Raw genomic sequence first — 11,488 nt, 5'->3', positions numbered from 1 at the left:
ACCGGCTTTGTTGAATAATAGGTAATCATTCTGTTTTGTCTGCACTGTTTTGGTAGAAAACGCTGATGCCAGACAGAACACCGTCATACGCAAGCATGTAATGCATTGATTTTATGTTATCTGAAACAACCGTTTTCATAATACCACAGCATAAAATCCATTTATTCAACAAAGCCAATTATATTTTGTGAGAGCGCCGTATTCTTTTTCAGAAGGTGATGATATTTATTACCTGAGACCCTTAGCCGATTTCAGCAAAGGCGAAAGATATTACTTCAATTTTAATCGTGGCGTAGTTCATTGCGGTACGCCGGAAGCCAAGTTTCTGTTTGAGAAATTAAGATCCCTTTTTAATGAGCATGCTTTTGAAGCCCTGCTCTCACCAGGGTCTGCATTAATTATTGATAATAATAAAATGCTACATGGTCGTTCGCTATTTAAACCAGCATTTGATGGTAAAGACCGCTGGCTGCAAAGACTTTACGTAAAGAAAATTAAGGAAGCCGTATGAATCAACATATCATGGTTGTAGAAGCGTCTTTTCTGGGCGTTTCCTATATTGCTCGTGCAATCAGAAATCTGGGCTATGAGCCCGTTTTCCTTACTAATTACTGGAACCAGGAAGGTGATGCCCTCATCCAGCTGGCGCAGGAAAGGGCTATATTCTGTGATACCACAGACATCGAAGATATTAAACGTGTGGTGAACGCTTTCGGCATAGAGAAGATTGCGGGCCTGACCACACTTCTGGACAGTCGCCTGGCCATTATCGCCACGGCAAACAAAGAGCTTGGCCTCCCTGGTGTTTCAGCGAGCGTGCTTAACTTGAAGGATAAGGCCTGGGTTAATGAAATTATTCCTGAATATATTCCTGCCTCTCTGGGAATTGAATGGCAGGTCACGCCTGAAAAAACTATTGAAGACTTTATTTCTGCTTCAGGAGCAGCAAAATTCATCGCTAAACCAGGCCTGACGGCGGGGGCCATAGGCACTTTCACCTTCCAAACTTTTGATGAACTCAAGGAAAAGATAGCTCTCGCTATTAAGAAGATCCCTGACTATCTCAATCCTAATCAATATATTATTCAGGAATTTTTTGACGGAGAACTGGTCAGTATTGAGGGCTATGCCTGTCATAATAAGGTCAATTTTATCGGCGCTACAAAACGTTTTAAATATGGAAATACTGAAGTACAGCATAAGTTCCCCTACCAGAATGACATGGGTAATACGGCTTATGAGAAATGTAAAAACGTTGTCTGTACGTTAATCGACCGGGCAGATTTTAATTACGGCTTTTTCCATATTGAGTTTATGGTTAATGGGGATGAAGTCAGGCTTATTGATGCCAATATGGGCAGGCCCGGCGGAACGAATGTTATGGAGTTGATTGCATTTGCCTATGATGTCAGTCCGGTAAAAATTTTTTTACATGCTATCAGCGTCGCTGTCTTGCAAAAACCTGTTATTGAGAACAGCTTTTTTGACAGGCCCGTTCGGGAGGATGTTACAGGGATCCTTTATGGCCTGGCGGAAAGCGCAAGACTGTTACGATTTGATCTTTCTGAGCCCGCTTCCTCACATCATCTGGCTGTGAATATGGGCACAGTTATTCCCGCCTTAGGAGAAAGCAACTGGTCAGCTATAGGTACTCTGACAGGGAAATCTGAAGATGTTTTTCATGATTTGGCAAAAATAAAGTTGATTACTGATAAAGGTGAATACGGTGCCGTCATTACCAAATAAGCAGTCGGGGACCCTTTCAGTTGGAATAATCATCGTTTTACTGGTCGCTATGGGCCAGTTTAACAATACGTTATTTATTCCATCATTACCCCATATGCGTTCTCCACTGGGCACTAATGATGCCCTTTTACAACTTTCAGTGACATTAACGCTGGTGTCTTTTGGACTGGCACAGCTTTTTTATGGCCCGCTATCGGATTATTATGGCCGCCGCCCTGTAGCCCTAATCGGCCTATCTATTTTTTTCCTTGGCAATCTTGCATGTTTCCTGGCCACGTCCGGTCCTGCTTTCCTGGCCGGAAAGATCGTTACTGGTCTGGGAGTAGGCTGTGTCGGCCCGATAGCACGAGCCATTGCCCGGGATATGTCACACGGTAAAAAATTACTGAAGCTTATGGGCATACTGGTCATGTTTATGTCCGTAACGCCCGCGGTTTCACCTATGGCAGGTGGAGCCATTCAGGGCTTTTTTTGGCTGGCGGATTAATTTCGCCACGCTGTGTGTGATGGCCTTTTGCTTTATTGTTTATCTCTATTTTTCTCTTCCTGAAACGAACGAGAATGTAGGGGACGAAACCAACAGGTTTACGCGGCTTTGTTGAATAATAGGTAATCATTCTGTTTTGTCTGCACTGTTTTGGTAGAAAACGCTGATGCCAGACAGAACACCGTCATACGCAAGCATGTAATGCATTGATTTTATGTTATCTGAAACAACCGTTTTCATAGTACCACAGCATAAAATCCATTTATTCAACAAAGCCGGTTTACGCTGGTCCGGTTGGGGAAAAACTACCGTGATATTTTTAGCCACGGCGAGTTCATGAGAATGGCACTGTTCAATATGTTGGGCTATGCGGCAGAACTGGTATTCCTGCTTTCGGCTTCTTACATTCTTCAGGATAATTTTCACCTTTCTCCACAAGAGTTGTGGTTTGGTTCCATTGGCTATTGTTCCCTGTGTGATGGTCGGAAACTTTATTGTTTCGAAACTCTCTGCTCGTTTTGAAGTGACGACGATTTGCACGTTAGGCGTGTTACTCATCCTTACTGGCTCTGTATCAATGCTGATACTCAGCAAAATGTTACCCAACGCTATTATTTCATTCGTTGTTCCTATGATGATTGTCGCGCTTGGCGAAGGCATTGTGACGCCCAGCTCCACGGCCAGATGCATGGATCTGTATGGCAAGAAGGCCGGTTATGCGGGCGCTGCTGTAGGTGCTATTGCTATGACGGGCGCAGGGTGCGTGATTGCCCTTTCTACGTTGAGTCCTCTTCGCAGCGCACTTGATGTATCTGTTGAGCTGTTGATAATTTCTTTTTTACTGCTGGCGCTATGCATGATGAATTTTACCCGTTATCAGAGGGAGAGAGCGTAATGTCTTACAGCCTTGGTGTGTTAGCCGGTATGGGGCCTCGTTCTACAGCGCCTTTTATTGATATGTTAGTGGATGAGTGCCAAAAGCAATACGGAGCCAGATTCGATATCGACTATCCCAAAATGCACATCATTTCTTTGCCGACACCTTTTTTTCCTGATCGGGTGGTTGAAGATGCCGCAATGTCAGCAGCACTGCGCGATGGGATTAGCGATCTGGTAAAAGCGGGGGTTAATTTGATCGCGGTTCCCTGTAATGTTGCCCATTGCTACTTCGCTGAGATGCAGGAGGCCAGTGCCGGCATTCCTGTGCTGCATATTGCCGATTGTGCGCTTGAACACCTGCCTGCTGAAACGGAGAACATCGCCGTGATTGCTACTGCGTCTACGCTTGATGCGGGTTTTTATCAGCAGCGTCTGCATATAGCGGGAAAGCGCTGTGTCTCTTCTGACCCATTACGCGCAATCACCACGGGTTTAATTGCGCTGGTCAAGCAAAGAGGATTTTCCGATCCTGAAGTGATAACGCAGTGGAGGACGCTGATTTCCCTGGCACAGGATTCTGGCGCACAGGCGCTGCTTATTGCCTGCACGGACATAAGCCCCCTGCTTAAAAGCCATCCCCAACAGCCGCTGCCGATTGTGGATACGGCAACAAGTCTGGCTGAAGCTGTCATTCGCGGTTTTGCCAAAATGAGGTCGACCCGGTAGCTGAATTTAGAAATGCTGGCCAGGCAGGCCGCACATGATTTCCTCGGCTTTGTTGAATAAATGGATTTTATGCTGTGGTACTATGAAAACGGTTGTTTCAGATAACATAAAATCAATGCATTACATGCTTGCGTATGACGGTGTTCTGTCTGGCATCAGCGTTTTCTACCAAAACAGTGCAGACAAAACAGAATGATTACCTATTATTCAACAAAGCCTGTCAGACAGCAAAATCCTTAATCATGCTTACAGCTGGATTAAAACCCCACCGCGGCTCCTGCCGGACGGCGGATGTCATTTGCACCGTACAGCCAGCCCGGTCTCAATTTCCCAGAAACGGCAGAATCATTACCGGAGTCAGCCGCTTTTTTACCCTCGCTGAGTTTTGGCGCAACCATAATCAGTTCGGTCGCGCCCCACGGGGTCTGCTCGGTCAGCTTATAACCGCGCTGGCGTAGCAGCCTTAAAGTATCAAACGACAGCCCGTGCTGCTCATAATAGACTTCATCCGGTAGCCACTGGTGGTGCACCCTCGGCGCATCCACCGCTTCCTGCGGCAACATCCCGTGATCGATGATATTGAGCGCCACCTGCAAGGATGCAGTAATGATGCGCGACCCACCCGGCGAGCCCAGCACCAGGAACACCTCGTTGTCGTGCGTCACAATGGTCGGCGCCATTGACGACAGGGGGCGTTTACCGGGAGCAATCGCATTGTTTGCTCCCTGTACCAGTCCGAACATGTTTTTCTCACCAATTTTTGTGGTGAAATCATCCATCTCATCGTTGAGGAAAAAACCGGTGCCCGGCGCCATAACCACAGCACCGAATCGCCCGTTGATGGTATAGGTGGTGGACACGGCATTACCTTGTTCATCAACCACAGAATAGTGGGTGGTTTCCGGACGCTCACCATTCACCTGTTTGCTTTCAGGTAGCCGGGATGGCGTCGCATCGGTCGGATGAATGCCCTGCCGCATTTCATCTGCATAAGGGCTTTGTTGAATAAATGGATTTTATGCTGTGGTACTATGAAAACGGTTGTTTCAGATAACATAAAATCAATGCGTTACATGCTTGCGCATGACGGTGTTCTGTCTGGCATCAGCGTTTTCTACCAAAACAGTGCAGACAAAACAGAATGATTACCTATTATTCAACAAAGCCCTGCATAAGATGTGCTAAGCAATTTATCTAGCGGGTTGTGGATAAACTCAGGATCGCCCAGTGAATTATTGCGATCAAAGTAAGCGATACGCATCGCTTCCGTCATCACATGAACCGAGTCGGCAGAATTAAAGCCCAGCGCACGTATGTCATAGCCAGAAAGGATATTCACCATCTCGCAAAGCGCGACGCCACCGGAGCTGGGAGGTGGGGAAGAGATAAATTCATAACCCCGATAGTGACACCGCAAAGGTGCACTTTCGGTGACATGATAACGGACAAAGTCCGCAGAAGTAATAATTGCCCCCCCTTTCGCCACAGCCGCCTCAACGCGCTGAGGAATCGGCTGCTTGTAAAAGTAATCCGTCCCGGACTGGGAAATATGGCTAAGAGTTTCAGCCAGTTCAGGCTGTTTCAGATTGTCACCCGGCTGAAGTGGCGAACCGTCTGGCCGCAGAAACCACCTCGCCGCCTGCGCATCCGTGCGGAACCGGTTGACGGTAGTATCCAGAATATCGGTATCCGCTCGCGTCAGAATAAAGCCCTGACGGGCCAGTCTTATCGCCGGTGCCATAACCTGCTGACGGCTGAGTTTGCCATAGTGTCTCTGAGCGTAATCCAGCCCCATGACCGTGCCGGGGACGGCCACCGCAGAATAACCATGCAGGCTGGCATCAGAGCGCACTTTACCCTGCGGATCAAGATACATATCGGCACGCGCAGCGGCAGGCGCGGTTTCACGGAAGTTAATAAAGGTATCTTTGCCGTCAGCAAGATGGATCAGCATAAAACCACCACCACCAATATTGCCGCAGCAAGGATTAACTACGGCCTGAGCATAGCCTACCGCGACCGCTGCATCGATGGCATTACCACCCTGTTTCAGGATATCGATGCCCACCTGAGAAGCGATCGCCTGTGAGCTTACCACCATTCCGTGGCGAGCTTCGATGGCTGGCGCAGAAGCAGCCTCAACCTGACCCGCAGTAATAACGCCAGATGTTAAAAGAAAAATGAAAAGAATATTACGTAACATGGAATAATTTCTCTTTAACCAAAAAAATATGGCGCATCCCTACGCCATAACATCATGATTATTATGTTTTATCAGCTTCACTGAGCAGCAGGTAGCCACGGTTCTCAGCACCATCAAGCGTGTTCATCCCCTTAAACAGGGTCTGGCTGTCGATCCAAATCCACGGATGTTCGGTATTGGATACATCCATGATCAGAAATGAATCAGATTTGGCATCATAAGCGCCCAGAGGAGAGAAATGTCCACCGCCCGACTGGCCTATGGCACTGCGTAAAAAGTTGACGATGACAAAAGAGTTATCCTGTTGCATGGCGGCAATAATCTCTTTCTTCATCTTGTCCTGCTGTGCGAGATCTTTCACCGGCACCGCTTTAACTTTTAATCCGGCATTACTGAGCAGACGACGCTCATCTTCCAGATGCAGACCATAATCAGCCTGCCCGCCAGGCGTTTTCGGTTTACCGAAAATCTCAATGCGTGGTTTGCTGCTGTATTTAACTACGCTGGTCTGAGTATAACGATTCCAGAATGGCTGCCAGCCGTTATTCTTTGGAAAATAAACCCTATCCTCAGTGTTTATTAAGCTGCTATCTGGCTCAATTTTCTTATTTTTATGCAGCCGCAAGCTATTCAGCACGATAGTTGCTGAAGCAACGCCACAATAGACTTTATTATTCTGCCCTTCAAACTGCGGGGCCAGAGAAAAGAAATCCTGTTTAACCGTTGCCTGTGTTAAACGCTGAATTCCTTCTGGGCTTTGCCAGTCAACAATCTGACTGAACCCGCTGACAGGCATCAAACAAATCGTCAACAGGGCAATACGAGAGGTTATTTTTTTCATTACTGTTCCCAAATTTTATAGTGCGCATCTCAACATGCCACCAAAGAGCATTATGCAATTGAGATCGGTAAAAATTATTTCAGTAGTTGATAATAGGTAGGGTTATCGTCACACTGCCCACCGCCACATTCCAGCACCGTTGAAAGCAAATTCGCCACCATCAGCAAAGCAAAAACAGCCACAACTGCACGTTGAATCAACGGATTGCGGATAGGTCCTGCCGTGGCTTTTTCAGGCGTAACCATCAGGGTAATGGCAACACCAAACACAATCGCCACCGCTAAAATAAAACTCCATGTATAAAGATGCAGACCAAAGAAAGGAAGACCATAACCTTTATCGCCCGGCAAAATATGCAGGAAAATATGGCGGGCAGCGACGGCAGCCAGCGCCAGAGCGCCAATAATCACCATGCCGTAATGCAGCTTTTTATTACCAAAACAGAGATTAAACAGTAACCCCGACCCGATAAGCAACAAAGCCGCACGTTGCAGCAGACAAAGCGGACATGGCAGATCGAAAAATCTCAGCTGAAAATAGAACGCGCAGAATAACGCAACACTCACCAGGAGCAGCATCAACAGATTAAGCGGACGCGAAATATCTTTTTTTTCTGTAAATTGCATAGTGGCCTCTAAAACGAAAGGAGAAGTGCATCGGTGGCGTGATATTTCAACCAGGCGAGAATGATGACAAGGTCGGCAAACCAGAACAGATAAGCCAGTTTTCGTTTACCGGCCAGCGCACTGAAAATGGTTCCGCAACCCATCAGGAAGGGTAAATACATAAACATGTATGACTCCATTAATAAAAGTAAAATGCCATATCATCTTCCTCCGGCATATAATCGGATAAGGCGACAGGTCCGTCCTGTGTTCACAATCCGATGAACATAACCTGAGAAACAGATGAACGGCGTTGGGCTTTGTTGAATAAATGGATTTTATGCTGTGGTACTATGAAAACGGTTGTTTCAGATAACATAAAATCAATGCATTACATGCTTGCGTATGACGGTGTTCTGTCTGGCATCAGCGTTTTCTACCAAAACAGTGCAGACAAAACAGAATGATTACCTATTATTCAACAAAGCCACGGCGTTGAGTGGTGAGAATGGATATTCAGTTCCAGTGGGATTGAACAGAACAGTATTTTATTCTGCCAGAGGACCAGTAATAATTTTTTGCGAAGGGAATATGTCATTATCTGAACATGATTGACCTGCTCCCCGTTGATTAATACACCGCGATGTCAGTAATGGAGTGTGAGTAAAAATGGCGGATATGGTCACGCAGCGTGACGCTATGAAAAGGAATGATTAAGCTCACGTTCTTTCTGTATCTGACGTGTGTGCTCCGGCATCAGCTCTGTCTTTACGCGCTCAGGGCCGGACGGCTGCAGCGCCTCTCACCAGGCGGGTCGCCGCAAAGGACAAATCAGGCATGGGCCGGTTTAGCTGTCCGGGCGCGAGAGGAAAAATTTTTTGGCCAGACAAAATTTCTCTGGCGAGAGGCTTCAGCCATCCCTGGACAGCCAGGCGGTTTGTGCTTGTCTCAGCCCCGGCGAAAGGACTCAGACAGGCGAACACCCCACCTGCAGAAAGCGGGAACTCGCCGCAACGGCGTGACGTGCGGAGCGCCGCAGCCGGAACAGCTGCTGCAGGTGAGAGGAGTTGCGTCAGGATGGAACCCCGCAACTGTGGAGCATGACAGCCGACCGGACGCCATACTGCTGCCCGTAAAGTGGCTTTTAGAAAAGAGAAGAAAATGAAAGTCAGAGAATGGATGTCAGAAAGGCAGGCGATGGATTACTGTGCTGAGCAGGAGAAAGGATAAGGCCGGTGCGTCAGCTCCGGTTCTGTCCAACTTTTATTCAGGCGCTACCTGAACTACTGTGTTTAAGATATTGCCTGAAAAAAACGTTTCTCAGCTCATCTTCTGTCGGTATTTCACCCTCTATCGAAAGCTTAGCGGGTAAAAGTGACATATTAGATTTCTCGCTGACAGGTTTGAGGACGGTAGAACTACGAATCAGGCTCATGATCGCATCCTGGAAATCTCTGTCATGATGAGTAAGACTCGTTAATATGGCAATTCCGCCTTTGATATCCCGAAGCTCTCCTCTCTTTTTCGCAAGACAAACCATATACAGATTTGATTCCGCCCGACGCCAGAAAGCCTCTGCTATTCCCGGTTCATTGATTGTTTCATAGCTTGTGATGCTTTCCCCACCCGCATTAACTTTGAATGCTGCAAGTGATATTGAAACAGACATCATTTCTCCTTTATATAACCTGGCCCACATAACGGGTTAAAGATAAAAACCTGTGTTCAATGCATAACAGAGCCGCGCAGAGGGCACAAAGTGAAACAGCGTCTTTTAACGCAGGTCGAATAAATCCAATCACACAGACTGATATCGTCCAGATGTGGAGACCACCTTTGCGCTGTCAGCAGCCTTATGGATATGGCTAAAAAACATATCCGGGACCAAAATGCTGGCCAGTCAGGAGGAAATCGGCTTTGTTGAATAATAGGTAATCATTCTGTTTTGTCTGCACTGTTTTGGTAGAAAACGCTGATGCCAGACAGAACACCGTCATACGCAAGCATGTAATGCATTGATTTTATGTTATCTGAAACAACCGTTTTCATAGTACCACAGCATAAAATCCATTTATTCAACAAAGCCCTTCCCAGGCTGATCGGCAACTATTTCCGGTAGATCTTTATCACCCAGTACTGCAATGGAATGTCTTGCGCCAGGTTCATAGCTTGAAGAAACGATGCTGGGCAGGATTTCTGTAAAATTGTTTTCTGCCGCTGCTTTTCTCAATCCATTTAATACGCGCCCACTCCAGGCATAAGTCTCTTGGTAAGAAAGATTCGGTTTAGGCATGGTAGTTCTCCTTCAATTAATTTGCCTTAGGTTTGTACGATTTTTATGCATCTCAATCTGTACATAATCGTGCGCACTGGTTGTCTCAGGGAGACTTTCCTTTCCCGTAAACAACAAGAAAAGCACAAAAAACATTAGAATATTTTAAATGTTAAGCTCTGGAATGGTAATCTAAGGTTATAGTTATTTAATGTCAACTACCGCTGCGCTTTTTATAATATACTGGTTAATAAGGGTTTAATGCAATTAATTACATTTAGTTAATATAATTAACACTTTGTTACACCATTTATATTTATATCTATGCCTGTTATTTAATTTATGTTCGCGTCATTTGTTTAAGTTTAGTCATGTTTCGGATGTGCAATAAACAGCGGTTAGGTTTGATGGCGAAGTGCCTGGCTCTGGTATTCCATGTGCGACCAGATTTTTTAACAGGCCGACTAATCAAATGATGGTCACTATGTATTAACGCTTTCAGCCGAACAGGTGATTGCGGGCATGTTAAGCGGAGACACCACGGACGCAGACAGGGAAGCGAGTTCGAACGGCGCGGCTTCCGGTAAGCGCACCTCTCATTTGTGCTTCGCTGGAATCTCATCTGTCTTTATGCTTGTAAAAATCATCAAATGACTCAGGGTTTACCTGCCTTACTGGCTCCCGATCAACTGCAAGCCGATCTGACATGGATAAAAAGCCTTCCCCTGACTCGGTTTTTTCTTTTCCGGTCTGTCCTTTTATGTCGAAGGGAAGAGTTACAACTAACTCCCTTCCGAGCAAGGCATGACCGGAATAACGAGAAAGACGTCAGATGGGGTATTTGCAGTCCACAACGTGGACTGGCCACAGAACCACGGTGGCCCTTTGCCGGGGCGGCGGCAGCTGTCAGCAGCCGTTGACGTTGACGCCAGCCACCAAACTCTAGCCCGACTACCCGCCAGGAAAGGAACCGAAAGGGCCATGGCCCTGCCCGCGAAGAAGCTTTTAAGGCATTAAAAGAGAGGGAAACGCAGGATGCGGAAGCAAAGCATGACGTAAACCATACAGAGGATTGATGTCATTAGCCGCAGGGCCCACAGGGCAGAATGTTTTAAGGCCCCTGGCTGGCCATCTCAGGATTTTGCTGCACCGTACGGATCAGCACAACCGCCTGGGCTTTAAGTTTTTCCCTGCCCATATCCCAGTTATGGTACGTGGTTTCGCCCGTATGAAGGTAGTGGGCAAAAAACGCCTGAGACAGATTATGTTTTCGCGTACGTCACGGAGCTCCTGGGGCGCTATCCTGTGGGGCCGGGCGATAACGGAGAGGCTGTTCATGGCACAGAGCAGACATCCGCAGCATATAAATATCCGCCGTGAAAGCGTACCGCTCAGCGCTGCATGCCCGTTGACTGATTCGTTCTTTCCCGTCTCACTTTAACAACTATCTGATTCAGGATAGGGCCCGTCCGGACAGGAAAAATCTGATTTTATGAGTCCGTCATAAAACCGATATACCGGAAATATAATTTCAGTTTGCTGGAACTCAGACACAGGGACTAACGTAAGCGTCGCATTCAGACCGTATTGACGTTCAGGCAGAGGGAAGCTCGACCTTCCATGGCAGCAGATCGCGGACCCGGTTCACCGGCCAGTCCTGTATATGACCGATGACGTAACGCAACCACGTCTCGGGGTCAACGCCGTTAAGCCGGCAGGTGACGATCAG

General features: G+C 47.0%; 12 protein-coding genes and 1 pseudogene. 5 read left to right on the top strand and 8 right to left on the bottom strand.

The genetic code is table 11. The features are described 5' to 3' along the window. The first annotated feature begins 187 nt into the window (after positions 1-187). Genes F7Q90_RS23010 through F7Q90_RS23000 form a run of 3 tightly spaced genes read left to right on the top strand, consistent with a single transcriptional unit; the run spans position 188 to position 2,233 of the window. Positions 188-511, top strand: a complete 324-nt coding sequence (locus tag F7Q90_RS23010) for a TauD/TfdA family dioxygenase (protein ID WP_044243116.1) — start codon at positions 188-190, stop codon at positions 509-511. After that, a complete protein-coding gene (locus tag F7Q90_RS23005; RefSeq protein WP_006122100.1) occupies positions 508-1,746 on the top strand; it encodes an ATP-grasp domain-containing protein in 1,239 nt (412 codons plus the stop codon). Before F7Q90_RS23010 ends, F7Q90_RS23005 begins: the two co-directional genes overlap by 4 nt. Then, a complete protein-coding gene (locus F7Q90_RS23000) occupies positions 1,727-2,233 on the top strand; it encodes an MFS transporter (protein ID WP_006122099.1) in 507 nt (168 codons plus the stop codon). The genes F7Q90_RS23005 and F7Q90_RS23000 overlap by 20 nt, the downstream gene beginning before the upstream one ends. Positions 2,234-2,359: 126 nt before the next feature. Here F7Q90_RS23000 and F7Q90_RS22995 read toward each other — a convergent pair whose 3' ends face one another. Continuing rightward, a complete protein-coding gene (locus F7Q90_RS22995) occupies positions 2,360-2,659 on the bottom strand; it encodes a hypothetical protein (protein WP_141119412.1) in 300 nt (99 codons plus the stop codon). 31 nt (positions 2,660-2,690) lie between these two features. Between F7Q90_RS22995 and F7Q90_RS22990 the strand changes: the two genes are divergently transcribed. Both F7Q90_RS22990 and F7Q90_RS22985 read left to right on the top strand, forming a co-directional pair. Continuing rightward, positions 2,691-3,128: a multidrug effflux MFS transporter gene (locus F7Q90_RS22990; protein WP_141119411.1), complete on the top strand. Its 438-nt coding sequence runs from the start codon at positions 2,691-2,693 to the stop codon at positions 3,126-3,128. Further along, positions 3,128-3,838: an aspartate/glutamate racemase family protein gene (locus F7Q90_RS22985; RefSeq protein ID WP_006122098.1), complete on the top strand. Its 711-nt coding sequence runs from the start codon at positions 3,128-3,130 to the stop codon at positions 3,836-3,838. The genes F7Q90_RS22990 and F7Q90_RS22985 overlap by 1 nt, the downstream gene beginning before the upstream one ends. Before the next feature lie 257 nt (positions 3,839-4,095). On the opposite strand, the pseudogene F7Q90_RS27995 reads toward F7Q90_RS22985, so the two are convergent. From F7Q90_RS27995 to F7Q90_RS22940, 7 genes and pseudogenes are all read right to left on the bottom strand, one after another. Then, positions 4,096-6,041: pseudogene (locus F7Q90_RS27995) on the bottom strand (gamma-glutamyltransferase family protein). Between the two features lie 61 nt (positions 6,042-6,102). Beyond that, the gene (locus F7Q90_RS22965) at positions 6,103-6,882 is read right to left on the bottom strand and encodes a phytochelatin synthase family protein (protein ID WP_006122095.1); all 780 of its coding nucleotides are present in this window, start codon (positions 6,880-6,882) and stop codon (positions 6,103-6,105) included. 74 nt (positions 6,883-6,956) lie between these two features. Next, complete coding sequence (locus F7Q90_RS22960) at positions 6,957-7,508, bottom strand: disulfide bond formation protein B (protein WP_006122094.1); 552 nt, start codon at positions 7,506-7,508, stop codon at positions 6,957-6,959. An 8-nt stretch (positions 7,509-7,516) separates the two neighbouring features. Further along, positions 7,517-7,675 (bottom strand): DUF5993 family protein, encoded by a 159-nt coding sequence (locus F7Q90_RS26790; protein WP_006122093.1) that lies wholly within the window; start codon positions 7,673-7,675, stop codon positions 7,517-7,519. A 1,079-nt stretch (positions 7,676-8,754) separates the two neighbouring features. Further along, positions 8,755-9,159 (bottom strand): hypothetical protein, encoded by a 405-nt coding sequence (locus F7Q90_RS22955; RefSeq protein ID WP_141119410.1) that lies wholly within the window; start codon positions 9,157-9,159, stop codon positions 8,755-8,757. 399 nt (positions 9,160-9,558) lie between these two features. Continuing rightward, positions 9,559-9,780 carry a hypothetical protein gene (locus tag F7Q90_RS22950; RefSeq protein WP_044243100.1) on the bottom strand — a complete coding sequence of 74 codons (222 nt, stop codon included), beginning with the start codon at positions 9,778-9,780 and terminating at the stop codon, positions 9,559-9,561. A 1,573-nt stretch (positions 9,781-11,353) separates the two neighbouring features. Next, positions 11,354-11,488: transposase domain-containing protein (locus tag F7Q90_RS22940; protein WP_151161057.1), on the bottom strand; the 135-nt coding region annotated here is incomplete at its 5' end.

This window comes from Pantoea stewartii subsp. stewartii, assembly GCF_008801695.1.
GTDB lineage: Bacteria > Pseudomonadota > Gammaproteobacteria > Enterobacterales > Enterobacteriaceae > Pantoea > Pantoea stewartii.
This window is presented reverse-complemented; position numbering and strand designations above follow the sequence as displayed.